Source organism: Stenotrophomonas sp. CASM101 (assembly GCF_049384845.1).
Classification (GTDB): Bacteria; Pseudomonadota; Gammaproteobacteria; order Xanthomonadales; family Xanthomonadaceae; genus Stenotrophomonas; species Stenotrophomonas hibiscicola.
The window spans coordinates 94593-117813 of the sequence record NZ_JBMRFR010000012.1 but is presented as its reverse complement, the minus strand read 5'-3'; the positions used below and the strand labels follow the sequence as shown (position 1 = coordinate 117813).

24 protein-coding genes are annotated in these 23221 nt (G+C 68.1%); 12 read left to right on the top strand and 12 right to left on the bottom strand.

The annotated features are described in order from the left end of the window. Window positions 1-437: 437 nt before the first annotated feature. Complete coding sequence (locus VG543_RS15925) at window positions 438-1007, bottom strand: TlpA family protein disulfide reductase (protein WP_423178729.1); 570 nt, start codon at window positions 1005-1007, stop codon at window positions 438-440. Beyond that, a complete protein-coding gene (locus VG543_RS15920; protein WP_019661157.1) occupies window positions 1004-2278 on the bottom strand; it encodes a YihY family inner membrane protein in 1275 nt (424 codons plus the stop codon). The genes VG543_RS15925 and VG543_RS15920 overlap by 4 nt, the downstream gene beginning before the upstream one ends. 77 nt (window positions 2279-2355) lie before the next feature. Between VG543_RS15920 and wrbA the strand changes: the two genes are divergently transcribed. The 3 genes from wrbA (at window position 2356) to VG543_RS15905 (ending at window position 3846) form a co-directional block, all read left to right on the top strand. Next, entirely contained in the window at window positions 2356-2949 is a 594-nt protein-coding gene (wrbA, locus tag VG543_RS15915; RefSeq protein ID WP_329847007.1) for an NAD(P)H:quinone oxidoreductase, read from the top strand. Continuing rightward, window positions 2946-3281, top strand: coding sequence for a DUF2069 domain-containing protein (locus VG543_RS15910; protein WP_019661155.1), 336 nt, complete (start codon window positions 2946-2948; stop codon window positions 3279-3281). The genes wrbA and VG543_RS15910 overlap by 4 nt, the downstream gene beginning before the upstream one ends. Window positions 3282-3360: 79 nt before the next feature. Next, complete coding sequence (locus VG543_RS15905; protein ID WP_423178773.1) at window positions 3361-3846, top strand: asparaginase domain-containing protein; 486 nt, start codon at window positions 3361-3363, stop codon at window positions 3844-3846. Between the two features lie 119 nt (window positions 3847-3965). Here VG543_RS15905 and VG543_RS15900 read toward each other — a convergent pair whose 3' ends face one another. The 3 genes from VG543_RS15900 to sufT all read right to left on the bottom strand — a co-directional run bounded on the left by VG543_RS15900 (window position 3966) and on the right by sufT (window position 7866). Continuing rightward, entirely contained in the window at window positions 3966-5708 is a 1743-nt protein-coding gene (locus VG543_RS15900) for a S8 family peptidase (RefSeq protein ID WP_019661154.1), read from the bottom strand. 452 nt (window positions 5709-6160) lie between these two features. After that, on the bottom strand, window positions 6161-7255 hold the full coding sequence (locus VG543_RS15895; RefSeq protein ID WP_423178730.1) for a branched-chain amino acid aminotransferase: 1095 nt from the start codon (window positions 7253-7255) through the stop codon (window positions 6161-6163). A 59-nt stretch (window positions 7256-7314) separates the two neighbouring features. Next, entirely contained in the window at window positions 7315-7866 is a 552-nt protein-coding gene (gene sufT / locus VG543_RS15890) for a putative Fe-S cluster assembly protein SufT (RefSeq protein ID WP_005415385.1), read from the bottom strand. Window positions 7867-7988: 122 nt separating this feature from the next. On the opposite strand from sufT, the gene VG543_RS15885 reads away from it, so the two are divergent. Continuing rightward, a complete protein-coding gene (locus VG543_RS15885; protein WP_019661152.1) occupies window positions 7989-8408 on the top strand; it encodes a hypothetical protein in 420 nt (139 codons plus the stop codon). Between the two features lie 131 nt (window positions 8409-8539). Here VG543_RS15885 and VG543_RS15880 read toward each other — a convergent pair whose 3' ends face one another. Together VG543_RS15880 and VG543_RS15875 are read right to left on the bottom strand one after the other, a co-directional pair. Then, on the bottom strand, window positions 8540-10000 hold the full coding sequence (locus tag VG543_RS15880; RefSeq protein WP_423178731.1) for an NAD(P)(+) transhydrogenase (Re/Si-specific) subunit beta: 1461 nt from the start codon (window positions 9998-10000) through the stop codon (window positions 8540-8542). Then, a complete protein-coding gene (locus VG543_RS15875; protein ID WP_423178732.1) occupies window positions 9997-10317 on the bottom strand; it encodes an NAD(P) transhydrogenase subunit alpha in 321 nt (106 codons plus the stop codon). The genes VG543_RS15880 and VG543_RS15875 overlap by 4 nt, the downstream gene beginning before the upstream one ends. Before the next feature lie 98 nt (window positions 10318-10415). Here VG543_RS15875 and VG543_RS15870 point away from each other — a divergent pair, with 98 nt between their 5' ends. The 3 genes from VG543_RS15870 to VG543_RS15860 are packed head-to-tail and all read left to right on the top strand — an operon-like array spanning window position 10416 to window position 11788. Beyond that, window positions 10416-11000 carry an RNA polymerase sigma factor gene (locus tag VG543_RS15870; RefSeq protein WP_019661149.1) on the top strand — a complete coding sequence of 195 codons (585 nt, stop codon included), beginning with the start codon at window positions 10416-10418 and terminating at the stop codon, window positions 10998-11000. After that, window positions 10997-11323: a hypothetical protein gene (locus tag VG543_RS15865; RefSeq protein WP_019661148.1), complete on the top strand. Its 327-nt coding sequence runs from the start codon at window positions 10997-10999 to the stop codon at window positions 11321-11323. The genes VG543_RS15870 and VG543_RS15865 overlap by 4 nt, the downstream gene beginning before the upstream one ends. A gap of 3 nt (window positions 11324-11326) precedes the next feature. After that, on the top strand, window positions 11327-11788 hold the full coding sequence (locus VG543_RS15860) for a DUF3106 domain-containing protein (RefSeq protein WP_019661147.1): 462 nt from the start codon (window positions 11327-11329) through the stop codon (window positions 11786-11788). A gap of 100 nt (window positions 11789-11888) precedes the next feature. On the opposite strand, the gene VG543_RS15855 is transcribed toward VG543_RS15860, so the two are convergent. Next, on the bottom strand, window positions 11889-12968 hold the full coding sequence (locus VG543_RS15855; RefSeq protein WP_423178734.1) for an NAD(P) transhydrogenase subunit alpha: 1080 nt from the start codon (window positions 12966-12968) through the stop codon (window positions 11889-11891). 52 nt (window positions 12969-13020) lie between these two features. Then, on the bottom strand, window positions 13021-15342 hold the full coding sequence (locus VG543_RS15850; RefSeq protein WP_021203205.1) for a DUF1631 domain-containing protein: 2322 nt from the start codon (window positions 15340-15342) through the stop codon (window positions 13021-13023). A 331-nt stretch (window positions 15343-15673) separates the two neighbouring features. On the opposite strand from VG543_RS15850, the gene VG543_RS15845 reads away from it, so the two are divergent. The 4 genes from VG543_RS15845 to VG543_RS15830 are packed head-to-tail and all read left to right on the top strand — an operon-like array spanning window position 15674 to window position 18537. Then, window positions 15674-16264, top strand: coding sequence for a nitroreductase family protein (locus VG543_RS15845; RefSeq protein WP_423178735.1), 591 nt, complete (start codon window positions 15674-15676; stop codon window positions 16262-16264). Beyond that, window positions 16261-17196 carry a 5'-3' exonuclease gene (locus tag VG543_RS15840; RefSeq protein WP_019661143.1) on the top strand — a complete coding sequence of 312 codons (936 nt, stop codon included), beginning with the start codon at window positions 16261-16263 and terminating at the stop codon, window positions 17194-17196. Before VG543_RS15845 ends, VG543_RS15840 begins: the two co-directional genes overlap by 4 nt. Then, the gene (locus tag VG543_RS15835) at window positions 17193-17747 is read left to right on the top strand and encodes an NUDIX hydrolase (protein WP_019661142.1); all 555 of its coding nucleotides are present in this window, start codon (window positions 17193-17195) and stop codon (window positions 17745-17747) included. Before VG543_RS15840 ends, VG543_RS15835 begins: the two co-directional genes overlap by 4 nt. Further along, on the top strand, window positions 17740-18537 hold the full coding sequence (locus tag VG543_RS15830; RefSeq protein ID WP_155028989.1) for an N-formylglutamate amidohydrolase: 798 nt from the start codon (window positions 17740-17742) through the stop codon (window positions 18535-18537). The genes VG543_RS15835 and VG543_RS15830 overlap by 8 nt, the downstream gene beginning before the upstream one ends. Window positions 18538-18672: 135 nt before the next feature. On the opposite strand, the gene VG543_RS15825 is transcribed toward VG543_RS15830, so the two are convergent. Then, entirely contained in the window at window positions 18673-20085 is a 1413-nt protein-coding gene (locus VG543_RS15825) for an MFS transporter (RefSeq protein WP_423178736.1), read from the bottom strand. A gap of 105 nt (window positions 20086-20190) precedes the next feature. Here VG543_RS15825 and VG543_RS15820 point away from each other — a divergent pair, with 105 nt between their 5' ends. Then, window positions 20191-21075, top strand: a complete 885-nt coding sequence (locus VG543_RS15820) for a LysR family transcriptional regulator (RefSeq protein WP_423178774.1) — start codon at window positions 20191-20193, stop codon at window positions 21073-21075. A gap of 90 nt (window positions 21076-21165) precedes the next feature. Here VG543_RS15820 and pip read toward each other — a convergent pair whose 3' ends face one another. Together pip and prmC are read right to left on the bottom strand one after the other, a co-directional pair. Then, on the bottom strand, window positions 21166-22107 hold the full coding sequence (pip, locus tag VG543_RS15815) for a prolyl aminopeptidase (RefSeq protein ID WP_021203202.1): 942 nt from the start codon (window positions 22105-22107) through the stop codon (window positions 21166-21168). Between the two features lie 48 nt (window positions 22108-22155). Further along, entirely contained in the window at window positions 22156-23013 is an 858-nt protein-coding gene (prmC, locus tag VG543_RS15810) for a peptide chain release factor N(5)-glutamine methyltransferase (protein ID WP_312543620.1), read from the bottom strand. Between the last annotated feature and the right edge of the window lie 208 nt (window positions 23014-23221).

The window sequence follows — 23221 nt, the reverse complement described above, 5'->3', positions numbered from 1 at the left end:
GGGGGCCCCCCCCCCCCCCCCCCCCCCCCCGCCCCACCTCTGACAGATTCCGGCGATCTGGTAGATCCACGCCATGCGTGGATGAATCTCCATTGAAATCGATTATTTCGACAATTGAACGAAGAGCATCCACGCATGGCGTGGATCTACGTGTCGACCAAGGTCGACACCCACCAAGAGCAGGCCATGCATTCCGACAGTTCGCGGAGAACTGTCGAAGGCGGGGTGGGTCCGGTGGCGGGGGCGTGAGCCGCATGGATGCGGCGACCGAGCTTACATGGACGTACTTGCAGCGCCCCCCGCCACCGGACCCACCCCGCCTACCCACAGGAAACCCCGCTTGGGCTGTTGCTGTTGCTTCGGCTGTTGCTGTTGCTGCCGGCCAGCGGCCGGCACTACCGCGGGTGCAGGGCCGCAGGCCCTGCCGCCCAACCCCATTACCTGGCAGCCGCGATCTGCTTTTCGATGTCGGCGGCGGTCACCGGGCCAAGGAACGTGTGCGCCAGCTTGCCCTGCGGATCCAGCAGGTGCGTCAACGGCAAGCCGCGTGGCGTGGCGAAGTCCGCCGGCGGATCGAACGGGTCCACGATCACGATCGGATAGGTCACCGGATGCTTGGTCAGGAACGACTGCATCTCCGGCACCTCGATGTCTTCATAGGCCAGGCCGACCACTTCGATGTTGCTGCGCATCGCATGCAGCGCCGACAGCTCGGGCATCTCCTTGCGGCACGGGGCACACCAGGTCGCCCAGAAGTTCACCACCACCCACTTGCCGCGATGCGCGGCCAGGTCGTAGTCGCTGCCGTCCACCGCCTTCATCTTCAGCGTCGGGAACTCGGTGGTGGCACGTTCGGCCGGGATCTCCTCCACCGCTGCGGGGGTGGCCGGGGTCGGTGCCTGTGCCGGTGGCTGGCTGCTGGCGGGGGTGGGCTCCTGGGCCGGCTTGCAGGCCGACAGCGCCAGCAACAGTGCCAGCGGCAGCAGCAACGGGGTCTTGCGGGTCATGGCATGTCTCCGGAATCGGTGTAGATATCGCTGACCTTGCGCTTCAGGCGTTCACGCAAGGGCAGTCGCAGATCGTCCAGCGCCGCCAATGCGGCACGTCCCAGGCTGTCATCACGATACGGCAGGTGCTGCTCGGCCACCGGGATGCGCAGCTGGGTGCATTCGTAAAGATCGGCCAGGCTGACCTGGTCCAGATCGCGCGACAGCAGCCACTCGCCGCGCTCATCGCGGCGCAGCAGGTCGATGTCCTGCAGATTGCAGATCAGGTCCTGCAGCAGTGAATCGGTCAGCATCGGCTCCAGCCGCAGGATCTCGTCATCGGCCAGGCCCTTGCCCTTCGCCCGTGCATGCTGGAAGCGGCCGAGCAGGCGAAGCAGTCCATAGAACTCATACCCCTGCGGCAGGCGCAGTTCCACCGGCTGGTAGCGGAAGGCCGCCATCGACGAAGACAATGATGCGCCCAGCAGCACCGCCACCCAGCACAGGTAGATCCACAGCAGCAGGATCGGCACGAAGGCCACCGTGCCATACAGCTTCTGGTAGGACTGGAAGCTGCCCAGATAGGCCCCGATGCCCCACTTCACCAGCTCCAGGATCACCGCCGCCAGAATCGCGCCGGGTATCGCGTGCCGCCACTTCACGGTGTGGTGCGGCACCACCCGGAACATCAGCGTGATGCAGACGAACTCGATCAGGATCGGCGCCAGCCGCAGGGCCAGTTCGGCCAGCCAACGGCCCTCCTGGGTACCGAACAACGGCAACGCGAACACCCGCGCCGACACCGCCAGCGACGCAGCGGCGAGCATCGCGCCCAGGGTCAGCACGGTCCAGTAGACCAGGAAGCGGGTCAGCTTGGGCCGGGTGGAGCCAACCCGCCAGATCTGGTTGAAGGTCTCTTCCACGCTGTTGAGGGTGATCAGCAGCGATACCACCAGCGCGATGAAGCCGGCGGCGGTGAGCTGGCCGGCGCTGGCCGAGAACTGCCGCAGGTAGCCCTCGGCCGCGCGCGCGGCGTTGGGCACGAAGTTGGAGAATACGTAGTCGCTGAGCTGGTCGCTCCAGCGGTCGAAAACGGGGAAGGCCGAGAGCACGCCGAACACCACGATGGCCAGCGGCACCAGCGCGAACACCGTGGTATAGGCCAGCGCCGCCGCTGCCTGGAACAGGCGGTCGTCGAGGAAGCGATGCCACAGGAAGCGGCCGAAACTGATGGCCCGTGCGCGATCCCGCGCGCGCTCCATCCACAGGTTGAGCGTATCCAAAGGTTCCATCGGCGAAAGGGTACCCGATGCGGAATGCTGGCAGGATAGCCATACTGGTGGCCACACGACGAGGAGAAGCGGGCACGATGGGCGAGATTCTGGTGCTGTACTACAGCCGGGGCGGTTCGGTGGCACGGCTGGCGCGCCAGATCGCGCGGGGCGTCGGCGAAGTGCCTGGCATGAGCGCGCGCCTGCGCACGGTGCCGCCGGTGGCCGCAGTGACCCAGACCGCGCAGCCGCCGGTGCCCGACGATGGCGCCCCCTACGTGAGCGTGCAGGACCTGGCCGAATGCCAGGGCCTGCTGCTCGGCAGCCCGACCCGCTTCGGCAACATGGCCGCGCCGGTGAAGTATTTCCTCGACGGGCTCGGCGCCGAATGGGTCAACGGCACCCTGTCGGGCAAGCCGGCCGGGGTGTTCACCTCGACTGCTTCGATGCATGGCGGCCAGGAATCGACCCTGCTGTCGATGCAGGTACCACTGCTGCACCATGGCTGCGTGATCGTCGGCATCCCGTTCACCGAGCCGGCGCTGAGCCACACCACCAGTGGCGGCACGCCGTATGGCGCCAGCCACGTGGCCGGTGCCGCCGACGACCCGCAGCCGACCGACGATGAAGCCGTGCTTGCGCGCGCGCTTGGCCGCCGGGTGGCCGACATCGCGCAGCGGTTGGCCCGATGAGCACCGGGCAGCGCACGGTCCTGCTGCTGGCCCTGATGGGGCTGGCTGCGCTGTTCGCCGGCTGGTTCATCAATGACAAGCACTGGCTGGCCACCCAGCTGGTGTTTACCGCGCCACCGCTCGCGCTGGCCATTGCGCTGCGCCTGGGCTGGCGCAGGACGGGTTTCTGGGCCTCGGTGCTGGCCCTGGGCTGGTTCAGCCACGGCGTGATGAGCGCCTGGAGCCACCCGCAGACGCGCTGGCTGGCGCTGATCGAAATCACACTGGCCCTGCTGGTGATCTTCAGCGCCAGCCTGCCAGGGCTGCGCGCCCGCTTCGGCAAGCGACGCTGACGCTGCGCCCGCCGGGCCGTATCATCTGTGCTCCCGGCCCCGCGCCGCTGCACCTGTCCTGGTTTCGCGCATGCACATGATGGAAGAGCTCCTGGTCGTCACCACCGGTGGCACGATCGACAAGATCTACTTCGACGACAAGTCGGACTACCAGATCGGCGATCCGCAGATCGGCATGATCCTGCGCGAGCTGGGCGTGACGTTCCGCTTCAACGTGATTCCGATCCTGCGCAAGGATTCGCTGCACATCAACGATGACGACCGCGAGCTGATCCGCGCCACCATCGCCGCGCAGCCGACCCGGCACGTGCTGGTGACCCACGGCACCGACTCGATGGTGCAGACCGGCAAGGTGCTGGCGACGATTCCGGACAAGACCATCGTGATGACCGGTGCACTGAGCCCGGCACGCTTCCGCGGCTCGGATGCGGAGTTCAACATCGGCTGTGCGATCGGTGCGGTGCAGTCGCTGCCGAGCGGCGTGTACATCGCGATGAACGGGCGGATCTTCGACCCGCAGCACGTGCGCAAGAACGTGGCCGCGAACCGCTTCGAATCGGTCTGAGGAACAGCGTGCCGACCAAGGTCGGCACCCACCATGGCGCGGCGGCACGTACCACCGCCGGCCCCATGCAAGAACGCCCCGGCCTGGGCCGGGGCGTGCCCATGGAGAGGGACTTGGGCTCAGTACTGGGCGTTGAGGGTCACGCCCGAGAAAGTGCTGTACGCCTTCACCCGCACATACCAGGTACCGGCGGCCGGACTGTTCACCGTGCAGGTCTCGCTGTTGCCGCTCAGGTACGGACGGCAGGTGTACACCGTGTCGGTCGGCGCGCTGCCCTGGCGGATGTAGAGGTCGGCGTCACCGGTGCCGCCGCTGATCGCCACGCGCAGCTGGCTGCTGCCGGCCGGGACATTGACGGTGTAGCTGAGCGATGAACCACTGCTGGCCGACAGGCCGGTGACCGGCACATTGTTCTGCAGGACGTTGCCGCCCGGATTCGGAGTGCCGCCCCCGTTGATGGCCGCGGACACTGCGGCGTTGGCGTCGATGATGCCGGCACCGCAGCCACCCGAGCATGACCCCGGCAGCGGGCGTGCGGTGCTCTTGATGATGCTCTCGACCTGCGCCGGGCTAAGCGGGCTTGGCGCGACCGATTGCATCAGCGCAACCACGCCGGCCACATGCGGCGCCGCCATCGAGGTGCCGTTGTACGACGCGTAGCTGGCGCTGCCCGGCGTGGTGGTGCCGGTGTTGAGCGTGGACAGGATGCTCTGGCCCGGTGCCGAGATGTCGATGCCGGTGCCGTAGTTGGAGAAGCTGGCACGCGCACCGGCCGAGGTTGTGGCCGCCACGGCAATCACGTTCGGGCAGTTGGCCGGCACCGACGAGGACACGTTGGTGTTGCTGTTGCCGGCGGCGACCACCACGGTGGTGCCACGGCCGACAGCGCCATTGATCGCATTCTGGTAGGTGGTGGAGCAACTGCCGCCACCACCCAGCGAGAGGTTGATGACTTCAGCCGGGTTGGCATTGGCCGGCACGCCACTGACGGTGCCGCCGGAGGCCCATACGATCGCGTCGGCGATGTCGGAGGTGTAACCGCCGCACTTGCCGAGCACGCGCACCGGCACAACCTTGGCGTTGAATGCGGTACCGGCCACGCCGGTGCTGTTGTTGGTCACTGCCGCCACGGTGCCGGCGACGTGGGTACCGTGCCAGCTGGAGTTGGAGGCCGGGATGCCCGAGCCGCACTCGTTGGCGCCGTACCAGTCGCCTTCATCGTTCGGGTTGTTGTCGCGACCGCCACCATCGCGCGCCATCGCGGCGTCGCTGATGAAGTCGTAGCCGGGCAGGATGTTGGCGTTGAGATCGGGGTGGTTGGTGATGCCGGTGTCGATCACCGCCACGACCACGCCGGTGCCGGTCGACTTGTCCCAGGCCGGCTGCACGTTGATCGACGCATTGGAGGTACCGAAGCCCCACTGTTCGCTGAAGCGGGTGTCGTTCGGGGTCAGCGTCGCGCGCATGATCTGGTCGACTTCGACGTACTCCACGTTCGGATCGGCGGCCAGCTTGCGCATCAGCAGCTCGGATTCAGCCTGGTCGAGCGGGCGATCGGTCCTGACCAGGGTCGGGCCGACGGCCAGCTTGCGGACCTGCTGCAGGCCCAGTGCGCGGCCCTGGCTGCTGGCCAGGCCGGCGGCGGCATTCTTCAGTGAAGAGGCCAGTGCGGTGGTGTTGGCCACCGGCGCACTGCCGTCGCGGTACTTCACGATGAAACGCTGGTGGGTCGGCGCGGACTGCAGGCCGCTGAGCTGGACATCGCCGGCCAGCGCAGGCGTGGCCAGCAGCAGCGATGACAGAACGGACGCACCAAGGACCACCCACACTCGACGCACACGCGGTTGCGTTACCTGGGACATCGTATTTCCCTTTCTTGTGGTGTGAATGCCGGAATCGGCAGAAGCACCGGCCCGAACCCTGGGCTGGCTTGCATTGGCGAGGTTCGAAGTCCGGCGAGCCAGCGGATCCCCCTAACGATCCGCCGTGCAGATGACGCTAATGGCCGAAACCGGACACCACAAGATTTTCAGCGTCTTTTCAGCTAGATGAAATGTTCGTTCTGAGACTTTTCGGGTCAAGGGTTTGTGAAGGTGAAGGAACTTTCTCGCGTCCTGCACAGACCTGACTGGGCCATCACATGTCCCGGAATGACTTTGCCGACATCGGCGTCCGCCGATCCGGAGTCAAATCCTTTTTCACGCGGAAAGGGATCTGACCCCGTTGGCCTGAAATGCAGAAAGCCCGTCGCGGGGACGGGCTTTCCAGAAGCGCAGCCGGGCGCGGGCCCGGCTCTACGATTCGATGTGGGCGATCAGCCCAGCTTGACCAGCCAGTTGTGGCGGTCCGGCAGGCGGCCGTACTGGATGTCGGTCAGTTCCTTGCGCAGCGACATGGTCACCTCGCCGGCCGGGGCGTTGATGTCGCCCACCGAGAAGCCCTCGCCCTTCAGCTGGCCGATCGGGGTGACCACCGCGGCGGTGCCACAGGCAAACACTTCGCTGATCGCACCGGAGGCGACGCCGTCTTTCCACTCGTCGATGCTGACCTTGCGTTCTTCGACCTTCATGCCGCGGTCGCGGGCCAGCTGCAGGATGCTCTCGCGGGTAATACCCTCGAGGATGCTGCCGGACAGTTCCGGAGTGACCAGCGTGCCGTCCTTGTAGACCAGGAACACGTTCATGCCGCCCAGTTCTTCCAGGTACTTGCCCTCGACCGGGTCGAGGAACAGCACCTGCGAGCAACCCTGCGCCTGCGCCTTCTGCTGCGGCAGCAGCGAGGCGGCGTAGTTGCCACCGCACTTGGCAGCACCGGTGCCGCCCTTGGCCGCACGCGCGTATTCGGTGGACAGCCAGATCGACACCGGGGCAACGCCCTTGGCGAAGTACGGGCCGGCCGGGCTGGCGATGACGTAGTAGCCGGCCTTGTGCGCACCGCGCACGCCGAGGAAGGCTTCATCGCCGATCATGAACGGGCGGAAGTACAGGCTCGACTCGTCGGCCGACGGCACCCAGTCGCTGTCGACGGCGATCAGCTGCTTCAGCGATTCGACAAAGATCTCCACCGGCAGTTCCGGCAGCGCCAGGCGCTGCGCCGAACGCTGCAGGCGACGGCCGTTGGCATCCGGGCGGAAGGTCCAGATCGAGCCGTCAGCATGGCGGTAGGCCTTGATGCCTTCGAAGATCTCCTGGCCGTAGTGCAGCACGGCCGCGGCCGGGTCCAGCTGCAGCGGGCCGTAGGCACGCACGCTGGCGTTGTGCCAGCCGGCATCCTTGTCCCAGCGCACTTCCACCATGTGATCGGTGAAGTGCAGGCCGAAGCCCGGCTTCTCCAGGATCTTGGCGCGCTCTTCAGCGCTGCGCGGGTGGTCCGAACGGGTGACGGCGAAGCTGGGAATGGACTGGGACACCGGAGATTTCCTGTTCTGGTTGCGGGTATTGCCGGGCCCGCGTCACTGCGGGCCGTGGGTCAAAGCATGCCGGTCTCGAGCCGGGCCGCCTCGGACATCATGTGCTGGTTCCACGGCGGGTCGAACACCAGGTCGACGTCGGCCTCGGCCACCGTCGGGATCATTTCGAGCTTGCTGCGCACGTCGTCGACCAGGATCTCGCCCATGCCGCAACCCGGTGCGGTCAGGGTCATCTTCACATCGATCTCGCGCTTGCCTTCGTCCAGGTGCTTGATCTCGACCTCGTAGACCAGGCCCAGTTCGACGATGTTCACCGGAATTTCGGGGTCGAAGCAGGTGCGCAGCTGCTGCCATACCAGCTGTTCCACCTGTTCATCGGTGGCGTCGGCCGGCAGTTCCAGCGGTGCCGGCGCTTCCTTGCCGATGGCGTCGCCGTCCTTGCCGGCGATGCGGAACAGGTTGCCCTCGACGAACACCGAATAACTGCCGCCCAGCGCTTGGGTGATGTAACCATAGCTGCCGGCGGGCAGGGTCACGGTGTCGCCCTGCGGGACCATCACGGCCTCGCAATCGCGTTCGAAGTGGACAGGTTCGCTGCTACGGGAATACATGGGGACCGATATGGGGCCGTGGCCGGGGCCACGCAAGACGGCATTCTAGCCCAGCCGCCCTGCCGCCGCCGGTGCACTGCGGCAAACCACAGTATCCTGTGGGTGATCTTCAGGGAGCTTCGATGTCCTCCAATGCCGCGCGTGCCAGGACCGTGACCTGGCTCTGGCCCATCATGCTGTTGCTGGGCCTGCTTGTTGCTCCCCTCGCCTGGATGGTGCTGGCGCTGATGACCGGCCGGCAGGTCGGCTGGATGGCGGTCGTGACCGCCCTGGAACTGGTGTTCATGCTGCGCATGGGTACGCTGGGCCCGGGCCGGCTGCGCATTGCACTGGTCGTGCTGGGCACCCTGCTGGTGACCGCCGTCGCCAACTGGACCATCGCCAGCGCCTGGATGGGCGGCTCGATCGGGCTGGACCTGTGGGACGCGACCCTGCGGATGGGCCCGCACCTGGCCTGGACCCTGATCGCCCTCGCCAATGGCGCGGTGGAATGGCTGTGGCTGGCGCTGGGCGTGGCCGTGGGCGCCTGGCTGGCGCGCTGAGCACGCCGGTTGCCACGTCCGCCGGGGATATGCAGGTAGATCCACGCCATGCGTGGATGGGATGGTAGTGCCGGCCGCTGGCCGGCAGAAGCGTGCGGACCAAGGTCCGCACCCACGGATGCAGCCGGGCCTCAATGCCCGCCGTCGAGCGCCTTCAACTCGCTGACCAGCGAGGCTGCCGCTTCGGCACCATCGCCGTACAGCATGCGGGCGTTGTCGGCGTAGAACAGCGCATTCTCGATGCCCGCAAAACCGGTGCCCTTGCCGCGCTTGATCACCACCACGTTGCGCGCATTGACCACGTCCAGCACCGGCATGCCGTAGATCGGGCTGGCCGGGTCGGTGCGTGCCACCGGATTGACCACGTCGTTGGCACCAATCACCAGCACCACGTCGGTGTTGGCGAACTCCGGGTTGATGTCGTCCATGTCGGCGATCAGGTCGTAGGGCACACCCGCTTCGGCCAGCAGCACGTTCATGTGCCCGGGCATGCGCCCGGCCACCGGATGGATGGCGAACTTCACCTTCACCCCGCGCTGGCCCAGCCGCTGCGCCAGCTCCCAGATCTTGTGCTGGGCCTGCGCCACGGCCATGCCGTAACCAGGCACGATCACCACGCGTTCTGCGTAGGCCATCATCGCCGCGACATCCGACGCTTCAATCGGCTTCTGCGCACCGCTGATCGCCTGCGCTTCCCCGCCGGCGCCACCACCGAAGTTGGAGAACAACACATTGCGGATCGGCCGGTTCATCGCCTTGGCCATCAGCCGGGTCAGCAGGATGCCGGCGGCGCCGACCATCATGCCCGCGATGATCAATGCCTCGTTGCCCAGCACGTAGCCTTCGAACGACACCGCCAGGCCGGTGAACGCGTTGTACAGCGAGATCACCACCGGCATGTCGGCGCCACCGATAGGCAGCGTCATCAGCACGCCCAGCGCCAGCGCCAGTACGAAGAAGGCGACGATCGCCCAGGTGCTGAGCGTGCTGGCGGCGATGATCGCCAGCACCACCACGGCCAGCGCCACCAGCAGGTTCATCACCTGCTGGCCGGGCCAGGTCACGCGCTTGTCCAGGCGCCCATCCAGCTTGGCCCAGGCAATCACCGAACCGGACAGCGACACGGCACCGATCGTCGCGCCGACCACCGCCAGCAGCAGCACCGTGCCCGACGGCTGGCGCGCGGCCAGGTCGGCCAGCGCCTGCGCGCTCCAGTGGCGGGTATCGCGATGGGCCAGGAAGGCGTAGCGCAGCAGTTCCACCGCACCGATCGCCGCCGCCGAGCCACCGCCCATGCCGTTGTACAGCGCCACCATCTGCGGCATGTCGGTGATGGCGACCTTGCCGGCCGACCACCAGGCAAGGCCGGCGCCGAGCAGCAGCGCCACCAGGATCAGCGGCACGTTGTGCAGTTCGGGGAGCAAGAAGGTCGCCACCGTGGCCAGCAGCATGCCCAGCCCGGCCCAGCGGATGCCGCTGCGCGCGGTCAGCGGCGAGGCCATGCGCTGAAGGCCCAGAAGGAACAGCGTGGCGGCAGCGAGGTAACTGGCCTTGACCAGCCAATCGAGCAGTTCGACGGTGCTGATGTTCAAGCCTGCGGCTCCTTCGGTTCGTCCTGGCCCCCCTTGGGCGCGCTCGGCTTGAACATTTCCAGCATGCGCGCGGTGACCACGTAGCCACCGGCGGCGTTGCCGGCACCGAGCACCACGGCGAGGAAGCCCAGGGCTTTCTCCAGCGGCGTATGCGCATGCCCCAGCACCACCATCGCGCCGATCAGCACGATGCCGTGGATGAAGTTGGAGCCCGACATCAGCGGGGTATGCAGGATCACCGGCACCCGCGAAATGATCACGTGGCCGGCGATGGCCGCCAGCATGAAGATGTACAGCGCCACGAACCCGTCACTCACTGGCAACGCTCCTGCTCTGTCTTCGTCGTCCCATCATAACCATGGGCTGAACCCCGCGTGCACCCGGCGTCAACCGAAGCGGCGCTCACGCGTTGTCGATGGTGACCCCGAGCGAGGAACCGTACCCTGTGCTGGTGAGCAGCCCCGTCCCCCCGAGCGCCGAGACCGATGCCCCGCCGGCATCGCTGGAGGCGTTCCTGGCCAGCGTCGGCCCGCGTGCGTTCCGCTTCGCCGAGGCCGGCCTGCGCCAGCGCGAAGACGCCATGGATGCGGTGCAGGACGCGCTGATGCGCATGCTGGACTACGCCGACAAGCCGGCGGCCGAATGGGCGCCGCTGTTCTGGAGCATCCTGCGCCGGCGCGTGATCGACGTGCAGCGCCGGCGCCGCTTCCGCCTGCCGTTCTGGCGCGACAACCAGGACGCGGAAGGCGGCGGGATCGACTGGGCCGATCCCGGCCCCGACCCGGCACAGGCGCATGAACAGCGCCAGCAGTACCAGCAGCTGGTGGACGCGTTGCGCCGCCTGCCCGCCCGCCAGCGCGAGGCCTTCACCCTGCGCGTGCTGCAGGACCTGGACGGGGCCACCACTGCCCGCGCCATGGGCTGCAGCGAAGGCGCGGTAAAAACCCATCTGGCACGCGCCCGGCAGGCGCTGCAGGATTATCTGGAGATCCACCCGTGAAACGCTCCCTGCCTTCCGACGACACCCTGCGCAGCCTGCATGCGCAGTCGCTGCAGGCGCTGTCGCCTGCAACGTTGGCCCGGCTGCGCCACGCTCGCCACGGCGCCACGGCCGCCCACCGGGGGCGCTGGCGCTGGTGGTTGGCCAGTGCATGCTCGCTGGTGGTGGCGCTGGGGATAGGCCTGCAGTTCACCGGCCATGGCACGCTGACGGGCCCTGCGCCGGCACCTGTGCTTGCCGCGGTGGAAGACAACAGCGCGCTCTACGACGAAAATCCCGATCTGTACCTGTGGCTGGGCGATACCGACCTGGCGATGGAGTGAATCATGCCCCGACTGCACACCCTGCCCCTGCTGATGACCCTGTTGCTGCTGCCGGCCGTCCCGGCGGTGGCGCAGAGCGCCGCGCCCGCCCCTGCCGCACGCCCTGCGCCGGCCGCACCGCTGCCGGCCTGGGAACAGTTGAGTGAAGCGCAGCGGGAGTCCCTGCTGGCGCCGCTACGCGACCGCTGGAACAGCGCCGATGCCGGCCAGCGCCAGCGCATGCTCTCGCACGGCCAGCGCTGGCAATCGATGAGTCCGGAAGAGCGCGACAAGGCCCGCCGCGGCCTGCGCCGCTTCGAGCACATGAGCCCGGAACAGCGCGAGCAGGCCCGCGCCCTGTTCGGCCAGATGCGGGGGCTGCCCCCCGCGCAGCGCGATGCCCTGCGCGAGCGCTGGTCACAGATGACGCCGGAACAGCGCAAGGACTGGGTGCGCGACAACCCGCCGCCGGCGAAGCCCCGGTAAGGCCAGATTCAATCCTCTGTAGCGCCGAGCCCACGCCCGGCTGCTTCATCGCGTCTGCGCAAGCCGAGCATGGGCTCGGCTCTACAGCATGCAGGTCAGGTCACGCCTGCCAGCGCGTCTTGGCCAGCAACTCGTCTTCCCAGTCGAAACCGAGCTGCCCTTCGCGCACGAACAGCGCGACGAAGTTGAGCAGGTTGCGCGCATACATCTCGCTGGCCTGGGTCGCGCCGCGGCTGGCCAGGCCCAGTGGGCCATCAATGGTCACGCCCTGGTGTTCGATGCACTGCCCCGGCTGGGTCAGAGCGCAGTTGCCACCGCTCTCGGCAGCCAGATCCACGATCACGCTGCCAGCAGCCATGCCCTCCACCATTGCCGCAGTCACGATCGTCGGCGCCGGTCGCCCCGGCACCGCTGCGGTGCAGATCACCACATCCACGCTGCGCAGGTGGTCGGCCAGCCGGCGCTGCTGCTCGGCGCGCTCCTCATCACTCAGTGCGCGCGCATAACCGCCCTCGCCGGCCGCACTCACGCCAAGATCGAGGAAGCGTGCACCCAGTGACTGGATCTGCTCGCGGGTTTCCGGGCGCACGTCGAAGCCTTCCACCTGTGCACCGAGGCGGCGCGCGGTGGCAATGGCCTGCAGGCCCGCCACGCCGGCACCGATCACCAGCACCTTGGCCGGGCGCACAGTGCCGGCGGCGGTGGTCAGCATCGGGAAGAAACGCGGTGCACGTTCTGCAGCGATCAGCGCCGCCTTGTAGCCGGCCATGCCGGCCTGCGAACTGAGTACATCCATCGCCTGCGCACGGGTGGTGCGCGGCAGCTGCTGCAGCGGGAACAGCTGCAGGCGACCATCGGTCGCCAGCGCGGCCAGCGCCGGATCGCTGGACGGGGCCAGCAGGCCGACCACGCTGGCGCCGGGCTTGAGCTGTTCCAGCACCGCCGCAGGGGGGGCCTGCACGCACAGCAGGATGTCGATCTCGGCCCAGCGGCCCGTGTCGAAGACGCGTGCACCGGCATCGTCATAGGCGGCGTCGGTGAAACCAGCGGCCAAACCCGCGCCCGCCTCATACCAGACGGCAATGCCCATGGCCCCGAGCTTGCGCGCGGTTTCCGGCGTCAGCGCCACGCGCCGTTCGCCCGGCGCGGTCTCCTTGATCCCCAGCAACGCCACGGCCATGCAGGTCCCCGCTGATCGGTGAGTTTTCCCGATCCTAGCAGGCGGCCACGGCTCAGTGCAGCGTTGCGCTGCCCGGGTCCAGCCGATCGATCACACCCTGCATCGCGCTGTCGAAGGCGCCATCGTCAACGTGGGCACGCAGGCGGCCCAGCCGCACCATCACCGCCAGTTCTTCCGGCGAGGCCACGCAGAAGCGCACGCCACGACGGTTGACGAACAACAGGCGCGAGGAAATCGGGCTGACCCAGGACAGCTTGCCGGCCTGGACCTTGCCGTCCTTGTCGACGAAATCCAGCCAGTTGCCGATTTCCATGCGGCGGAAGCGGTCGGCATCGGCGTTGTCGAAATCGTCGGCGTCGATCTGCCCGCCGAGCTCGACCGCTGGCGATTCAGCCACCGGCGGTACCGGCAACGCGACCTGCGGCAGCTCCGGCAGCGCGCGCTGCAGCTCCGGCCGCGATTCGGCAATGCCCTGCAAGGTGTCATGCAGTGCATCAATGGCGCCGGTGGCGGCATCACCGTGCACGCCAACGCTGCCGAACACCTTGGCCAGCGCCGGCTGCCAGGCCTGCAGCCATGGCTTGCCGACGATCTGGCGGCGCGCCTCGGCCACTTCCTCCAGCAGGCCGTCGGCCAGGCTCAGTGCCTCGGCCACCGACGCGCCCTCCTCGCCCTCGCGCAGCAGGGCCAGGGTCAGGTGGTGCTGCCACGGCTGGCGCAGGAACTCGGCGATGGCCGGCGGCAGGGAGGCATCGCCGATGCGACGGTCCAGTTCGGCACCTGCCCGGCTGCGGGCCATTTCCAGCTTTTCCTGGCCACGCTGCGTTTCGGCGGCGCGCCGCTCGGCGATTTCCACGCGGCGGCGGTGCTGCACGAGGAACTCGCGGAATTCCTCTTCCAGGGTCAGGAAGATCGCCAGGTTCTCGTTGAACTCGGCCACCAGCCGTTCGATGATCTCCTCGACCTTGGCCATCAGCATGCGCTCGGCCTGGCTCTCGCCGGTGTTGCCCTCGCAGGCCTCCGCCAGCGAGTTGAGCAGCTTGCGCGCCGGATGGGTCTTCTGCACGAACATCCGGCGGTCGAGCATCGCCACCTTGACGAAGGGCACCACCAGGCGGCCGATCAGCTCGCGCGAGCGGCCTTCCAGTTCGCGCTCGTCCAGCATCACGTCGAACAGCATGCCCACCAGGTCGATCGCATCCTCGTCCTGCGGGTCCAGCCGGGTCTGGCCCGGATCGACGCCCAGCCGGGTCGCGCTGGACAGTACTTCACTCTTCAACCGCTGCGCCAGGGATTCGCCGTCCTCGCCGATGGCCGCGCGCAGGGTGGCGCTGGGCGTGGCCTGCAGCAGTGACAGCACCGACATCATCTCGCGCTGGCTCAACGGGCGATGCTGGCCGACCGCGACCTGCGCGGCCGAGGTGGCATCCTCGCGAACGTGACGGGTCTGCTGCAGCAGCTCATGCAGGGCCTCCAGCAGCATGCCCTGCTGGCCGGCATACGCCTCGCCGTTGCCGGCATCGTCGCCCCCGAGATGCTGCTGCATGTGGCCACGGCGCTCGGACCAGCGCGCGGCGAAGCGCTGCGCCCAGGCCGGCGCGGCCTGCTCATCATCGCTGAACTCGGATTCCAAGCCCGCCGCGTGGCGCGGCTCGACCAGATCATCCGCCCCCGCCGCCATGCGCGGGTCGGGCGCGGCCGACAATGGACGCCGCGGGGCCCCCACCTGCGACATCACGCCAGCGGCGGCCAGCTGCTCGTCCAGCTTCTCGTAGATGCGGCCCACCGGCGCGCGCAGGTCGCGCTCGCACAGCTTGATCAGCACCAGGTGCACTTCCGGCGCCAGCTCGCAGCCGGCAAAGGCCTCGTGGATGGCCACGCCCAGGTGTTCGGGGCTGACCGGGTTGTGGTCGGCATCCAGCTCGGCGCCGCCGATCAGGCGGCCCAGGCGCCGGTCCAGCCGCGCCAGCACCGGCTTGAAGTCGCGCAGCAGCACGGTGGCGAAATTACGCACCGCCAGCCGCGATTCCAGTACATGTTCGGCCAGCAGGCTCAGGCCATCTTCGGCAGGACCGGACAGGGTCGCCTCGGCCGACAGCGGCTCGCCGCTGGCGAGCGCGTCCCAAGCCCGCTGCAGATGGCCGGCGAAGGCACCGGCGATGTCCTCGCGGCGGCGGCGCAGTTCACGCATCGCATCCAGGAACAGCAGCTGCGACGAACCGGCATTGCCGGCGCGGTCGAACAGTGCGTCGTCGAAACGCGCCAGTGCGGCCCCGAAAACCTGGCACAGCGCGGGCAGGACCATGTCCCGGGCACGCTGCAACTGGACCGGGTCACGACCCGGCGATCCCATCGGTGTGGGCGCGCTCATCATTCGGGAAGGCTCCCCACCTTCTCTGGTACGACAGTCAGCATGGACATCGCGGCGGCCGGCACACCCCATGTACCGGTACGTCGATGGTAGGCCGGCCAGCCCGTCACGGACAGTGAAACAGTCCTCACTTCAAACCTCATGACCGGCGGCCCGGCAAGATGGATATCGTAAGCCGTGCAAGGCCCACGAGGCGAGAGCAGGCGGCCGTCCCTTTCCCGCCAGTGGCATGATGTTCATCACAGTTTGGTATTCAGGGGCTGGACGCGACCCAGACGGCGTCTTCGACCACCCCGACTATAATCAAATGCCCGTGATGACCGGTTCAGACTCCATGCCCGACCCCACTGCCCTGCTTGCCCTGCTTGCCCTGGATGCCCGCCGCTCGGTGCCCTCGCGGCAATTGGGCGAGCCCGGCCCGGACCCGGCAACCCTGCAGCGCATGCTGGCCTCGGCCGTACGCGTGCCCGACCACGGCAAGCGGGTACCGTTCCGCTTCCTGAAGATCGCCGGCGATGCACGTCACACTCTGGGCAACTTCCTGGCCGAGCGCAGCCGCCAGCGCGACCCGCATGCCGGCGAGGCGGTATTCGAGAAGGACCGCCAGCGTTTCAGTCATGCCCCGCTGGTGATCGTGGTGGTGGCCAGCCCGCGCCCGGACCCGAAGGTCCCCGAACAGGAGCAGCTGATGACCGCCGGCTGCGTCTGCTTCGCCCTGCTGCAGGCCGCACAGGCGCTGGGCTTCGGCGCGCAGTGGCTGACCGCCTGGATGGCCGTCGACCCCGCCGTGCACGCCTACCTGGGCCTGGCCGAGGGCGAGAGCGTCGCCGGTTTCATCCATATCGGTACGCCGAAGGCCGCCGTACCCGAGCGCGAGCGTCCGGACCCGGCCGCGCTGCTGCGCGACTGGACGCCGCCGGCATGAGCCTGCCGGCACCGCCGCCTTCGCTGTACCTGGTCGATGCCAGCATCTACGTGTTCCGCGCCTGGCACTCGCTGCCGGACCAGTTCCAGGACGCGCAGGGCTGGCCGACCAATGCCGTGCACGGTTTCGCCCGCTTCCTGCTGGACCTGCTCGAGCGCGAGCGCCCGCAGCACATCGCCATCGCCTTCGATGAAGCGCTAGACAGCGGCTTCCGCCACCGCCTGTACCCGGCCTACAAGGCCAACCGTGATCCGGCACCGGAAGCACTCAAGCGGCAGTTCGTGCACTGCAAGGCGTTATGCGCGGCGTTGGGCCTGGCGGTGCTGGCGCACCACGAATACGAGGCCGACGACCTGATCGGCAGCGCCCTGCACGTTCACCGCAGCAGCCATCGCGGCGTGATCATCTCCGCCGACAAGGACCTGTCGCAGCTGCTGGCCGACCATGACGAGCAGTGGGACTATGCGCGCAACCAGCGCTGGAACGTGGCCGGGGTGAAGGCGCGGCACGGCGTGCACGCGCACCAGATTGCCGACTACCTGGCGCTGTGCGGCGATGCGGTGGACAACATTCCCGGTATCAGTGGCGTGGGCAGCAAGTCCGCCGCCGTGCTGCTGGCCCATTTCGGCAGCATGGATGCACTGTACGAACGCCTGGACGAAGTGCCGTTCCTGCGCCTGCGCGGCGCGGCCCAGATGGCGGTGCGCCTGCGCGAGCAGCGCGAGCATGCCCGGCTCTGGCGCCAGCTGACCACCATCGCGCTGGACGCGCCGCTGGAAGGCAGCCAACCCGGCCTGCTGCGCCAGGCGGCCGACCCGGAACTGCTCGGTGGCCTGTGCCAGACCCTTCGATTCGGCCCGATGACCCGCCGCCGGCTGTTCGATGCCGCTGGCGTGGCCGACCCTCTTCCCACCCACAGCGAGCCCGCATGAGCCAGCGCAATACCGAAGCCCCGCGTGTCGTCTATGAAGGCAAGTACCAGCGCATGGTCGTGCGCGGTACCTGGGAATACAGCGAACGCACCCACGCCGGCGGCCTGGCGGCGATCATCATCGCCGTCACCCCGGAGGACAAGGTGCTGTTCGTCGAACAGTTCCGTGTACCGCTGCAGGCCCCCACCATCGAGATGCCGGCCGGCCTGGTCGGCGACATCCACGCCGGCGAATCGATTGAAGTCTCGGCCGTGCGCGAGCTCGAGGAAGAAACCGGCTGGACCGCCGATCACGCCGAAGTGCTGCTGATCGGCCCGACCTCTTCCGGCGCCAGCAGCGAGAAGATCGCCTTCGTGCGCGCCACCGGCCTGCGCCGGATCGGCGAAGGGGGTGGCGACGACAGCGAGGACATCATCGTCCACGAGATTCCGCGCAGTGAGGCAGCGGCCTGGCTGGTGCAGAAGATGGGCGAAGGCTACGAGCTGGATGCCAAGCTCTGGGCCGGGCTGTGGATGATCGAGCATCACCTGGACGGACGCCCGCGTGGCTGACGCCGACCTGCATGCGCTGCCGGCGCTGCTCGGCGCCGACGACCCGGCGATCTACACCGTCCACCAACCGCAGGGCGCGTCGCCGTACCTGCTGCTGGCCGACCACGCCGGCCAGCAGGTGCCGCGTGCCCTCGCAGGCCTGGGCTTGCCGCAGGCCGAACTGGACCGCCATATCGGCTGGGACATCGGCATTGCCGGCACCACTCGTGCACTGGCCGAACGGCTGGATGCCTGGGCGATCGAACAGACCTATTCGCGGCTGCTGATCGACTGCAACCGCCCACTGGCCTCGCCCACGCTGATTCCGGAGGTGAGCGACCACACCGTGGTGCCCGGCAATGCCGCGCTGTCGGCGGCGCAGCGGCAGCAGCGCATCAATGCGATCCACGCACCCTACCACGCCCGCATCGATGCGGAACTGGACGCGCGCCGCGCTGCCGGCCGCCCCACCCTGCTGGTGATGATGCACAGCTTCACCCCTGTGATGAACGGCGCGCAGCGACCGTGGCACGCCGGCGTGCTGTACCACCAGGACACGCGCTTTGCGCATGCCCTGCTGCAGGCACTGCGCGATGAAGGCGACCTGGTGGTGGGTGACAACGAACCGTATTCGGTCAGCAGTACCAGCGACTACGCGGTACCGGTGCATGGCGAAGGGCGCGGCCTGGTGCACGTGGAGCTGGAGATCCGCCAGGACCTGATCGCCGATGCCGCCGGGCAGCAGGCGTGGGCAGAGCGGCTGGCGCGGATCTTCAGCGCGTTGCAGCCGCAGTTGCTGGCGCTGGGTTGAATGCGCGTGGATCCATTCCGGATCGGTAGTGCCGGCCGCTGGCCGGAAACCTCAGGGTAGTTGGATCAATGTGTTTGCCGGCCAGCGGCCGGCAATGCTCAGGCGCGGCACATCCACCCACGGCAGCGCCTTCAATCATGCCTCGTTGGCCGGGCAGACGGTGGCGGCCGATTCGGCCGGCGCCGGGCGCAGGCCCAGCGCGATCACCACGCCGAACAGTGAAAACAAGGCGGCACCGTATTCGGCGCGCACCAGCCCGGCCAGTGCACTCGGCGAACCGGCTGCACCCGCATGGGCATTGGCCACCATCACCAGCACCGCCAGGCCCAGCGCACCACCGATCTGCTGCGCGGTCGCCGCCATGCCAGATGCAATACCCTGCTGTGCAGCCGGCACGCCCTGCCCGGCCACGATCCACATCGAGGTCCAGGTCATGCCCTGGCCGATGCTCAACACCACCACGCCCGGCAGCAGCGGCCAGAAGTTCGATCCGTGCGGCAGGGTGGCCGCCACCCAGGCGATGCCCAGGGCACCGGCCAGTTGGCCCAGCACCAGCACCTTGCGTGCGCTCCAGCGCTGCAAGGCCCACTCGGCCAACTGGATGCCCAGCGTGCACACCGCCGTGGCTGGCAGGAACGCCAGGCCGGCCTGCAGCGGGCTCCAGCCGTAACCATCCTGGAAGTACAGCGCCATGAAGTAGTACTGCACGCCATAGCTGCTCATGAAGGCGAAGGTGAGGCCGAGCGCTGCGCGCAGGCCCGGCAGGCGCAGCAGCGCGAACTGCATCAGCGGATCGCGGCTGCGCTGTTCGATCTGCACGAACGCCACCAGCAGCAGCACCGACAGCAGCAGGCAGCCCAGCGTGGCCGGCGCAGTCCAGCCCCACTCCGGCCCTTGCACGAGGGTAGTGACCAGCAGGCTGCCGCCGGCAGTGACGGTGATGCAGCCGGCCAGATCGAACGAGCGGCCCTGCGCACGCGGGCCATCGGCCGGCAACCACGCACCCGCAGCCACCGCGCAGGTGGTGGCCAGTGGCACGATCACCGCCAGCACCGCCGGCCAGCCGAACGCCTGGGTCAGCACGCCGCCGAGCAGCGTGCCCAGCGCCAAGCCCACCGCGCTGGCCATGCTCCAGATCGCAAGTGCACGGTTGCGCACCGGACCTTCCGCATACAACGTGTTGATCAGCGCCAGCGTGGCCGGGAACAGCAATGCCGCGCCGATGCCCTGCGCCGCACGCGCGATGATCAGCAGGGTGGCGTTCGGCGCCAGCGCGCCGAGCAGCGACGCCAGTGCGAACAGCAGCATGCCCAGCCGGTAGAAGCGGCGACGGCCGATCAGGTCGGCGGCACGGCCCCCCAGCAGCAGGCTGCCGCCAAAGGCCACGGTGTAGGCACTGACCACCCATTGCAGCTGCTGTGCGTTGATCTGCAGCGCGCGCCCCATGTCGTGCAGGGCGACGAAGATGATGGTGGCATCCAGGGCGATGATCAGCTGGGCGGTGGCCAGCAGGGCCAGCGCCCAGCGCGGGTACTTGAGGGGAGGCATCGACGGTCCGGTGCTGTGGGGGAGCGCAGTCTCATTGATGCAGAGCTATCAATAAACCCCTTTCCAGCCATATCTGTCATGATTTTCAGCATGAATGGAACTTCGATGGACCTCAATGCCGTGCGCATGCTGGTGCAGGTGGCCGAAGCACGCAGTTTCACCGTCGCCGCCGGGCAGCTGGGCCTGAGCCAGTCAGGCCTGTCGCGCGCGATCAGTCGGCTGGAGGCCACGCTGGGGGTGAAGCTGCTGCAGCGAAACACCCGCAACGTGGCACTGACCCCGGATGGTCGCCAGTTCGTCGATCAGGTCGCGCCCCTGCTGTGCGGTCTCGAAGACGCCGAACGCCAGTTGGCCGACCGTCCGTGCACGCCCTCGGGCATCCTGAAGATCAGTGCGCCCTCGATGTTCGGGCGCAAGGTGCTGGTACCGCTGCTGGGGCCGATGCTGCAGCAGCACCCGCAACTGCAGGTGGAAGCCGTGCTCAACGACCGCCTGGTCGATCTGGTCGAGGAAGGTTTCGATGCCGCGCTGCGCACCGGCGTCATCGCCGACCAGCGCATCGTCGCGCGGCCACTGCGGCCGCTGCGCTGGGTGACGGTGGCCAGCCCCGGCTACCTGGCCCGCTGTGGCGCACCGGACGATGTGGCGGCGTTGCAGGGCCACGCGTGCCTGGCCGTGCGCAACCTGCGCAGTGGCCGGCTGGTGGACTGGCAGTTCCTGCAGGACGGGCAACTGCGTGAGGTCACACCACCGACGCGGATGGTGTTCGACAGCGGCGATCCGCTGGTGGAAGCGGCCATCGCCGGTATCGGCATCGTGCAGGTGATGGATTTCGCCGTGGCCGACGCGCTGGCCGACGGCCGGTTGCAACGCGTGCTGCAGCCGTTCGAGGGCCGCAGCCGTGCGCTGTCGCTGATCTACCCGCCGTCGCGCCAGCACTCGCCGAAGCTGCAGGTGCTGGCCGACGCGTTGCTGGCCGGGGACTGGTAAATCCACGCCATGCGTGGATGAGGCCGGTAGCGCCGGGCGATGCCCGGCGCTGATGGTGAAGCATTGCCGGCCAGCGGCCGGCACTACCGATCAGGCGAAGCTATCGGTGGCGCGCACCAGCGCATCCACGTTCTCGGCCTCGAACGCCGAATGGCCCGAGGCCGGGGTGATTTCCAGCTTCGCCTTCGGCCACACCTTGGTCAGGTCCCAGGCGTTGGCCAGCGGGCAGACCACGTCGTAGCGGCCGTGCACGATCACGCCCGGGATGTCGGCGATGCGGTGCGCGTCGCGCAGCAGCTGGTCTTCCACCTCGAAGAAACCACCGTTGACGAAGTAGTGGTTCTCGATGCGGGCAAACGCCAGCGCGAAATGCGGGTCTTCGTGGCTGTTGATGAAGTCATCATCGACATGCAGGAAGCTGGTCGCGCCTTCCCACACCGCCCAGGCCTTGGCCGCTTCCAGGCGGGTGGTTTCGTCGTCGCTGGTCAGGCGGCGGTGGAAGGCCGAGATCAGGTCATGGCGCTCCACCGGCGGAATCGGCTTGAGGTAATGCTCCCACGCATCCGGGAACAGGCGGTTGGCGCCTTCCTGGTAGAACCATTCCAGTTCCCAGCGACGCAGCATGAAGATGCCGCGCAGGACCAGTTCGGTCACGCGCTGCGGATGGGTTTCGGCGTAGGCCAGGGCCAGGGTCGAGCCCCAGCTGCCGCCGAACACCTGCCAGCGATCGACCTTCAGGTGTTCGCGCAGCTTCTCGATATCAGCAACAAGGTCCCAGGTGGTGTTGTCCACCAGGTCGGCGTGCGGGGTGGAACGGCCGGCACCGCGCTGGTCGAACAGGATGATGCGGTACTTGGACGGGTCGTGGAACTGGCGCATCTTGTCGCTGCAGCCGCCGCCCGGGCCACCGTGCAGCATCACCACCGGCTTGCCGTCCGGGTTGCCGCACTGTTCGAAGTACAGCGTGTGGCGGTCGTCGACCTTCAGGGTGCCGACGTCGTAGGGGGTGATGGCGGGGTACAGCGTACGCATGCTTGCAGCTCCAGGGTGATGCCCTGCCGGGGCAGGAGAACCTCCATTCTAGGCCGGACGCCGGCCCAGGGTGGTGCGGTCGCGCTGCTCCAGGTCCTGTGCGGTCTGCACCTCGACAAATCCCGCCGCGTCGAACAGCGCACGGATCGCCGCGCCCTGGTCCCAACCGTGCTCGATCAACAGCCAGCCCTCGGGCCGCAGGTGGGCCTGGCCACCGTCGACGATACGGCGGATGTCATCCAGGCCATCCGGACCCGAGGCCAGTGCGGTGGCCGGCTCGAAGCGCAGGTCACCCTGCTCCAGATGCGGATCGTCGCTGGCGATGTACGGCGGGTTGCTGGCAATCAGATCAAAACGCGCGCCCTGCAGCGGCGCATACCAGTCGTGCCCGCCTTCGGCGAAGCGGACGTTGCGCAGATCATGGCGGGCGGCATTGCGCGCGGCCACCGCCAGCGCGCCCGGGCTGGCGTCGGTGGCCAGCACCTGCGCCTGCGGCCGTTCGCTGGCCAGTGCCAGTGCGATCGCACCACTGCCGGTGCCCAGGTCAGCCAGCTGCAGCGACTGGTCTGGCGGCAGGCGCTCCAGCGCCAGCTCGACCAGCAGCTCGGTTTCCGGACGCGGGATCAGCGTGGCCGGGTCGACCTCCAGGTCCAGCGTCCAGAATCCGCGACGGCCGGTCAGGTAGGCCACCGGCTCACCGGCCACGCGGCGGGCCAGCAACGCCTCGAAGGCGGCCTGGTCATTGGCGGCCAGCGGATCGGTGGCGTGCGCGAACAGCCAGCTGCGCGGGCGGTCCAGTACATGCAGCAGCAGCAGTTCCGCCTCGTGGCGGGCGTCGCTGCTGCCCAAGCGAGCACTGGCGTCGGCTACGACCTGACGCAGGGTGGGTTGGGCTTGAAAGGACATGCTGCAATTGTAGAGCCGAGCCTGTGCTCGGCTGCTTCTGGAGCAGCCGAGCACAGGCTCGGCTCTACAAAACCGGAATCCGTTCAGGTTCCGCCGGGCGGGATAAGGAGGGACTATCGGCCCCAAGCAGCGGTCTGCCGAGATTTCCCTTGTCACACAGGCAATTGCAGGATGGCGATGGCGAGGTTCAGTGTCTGCTAAGGGCCAT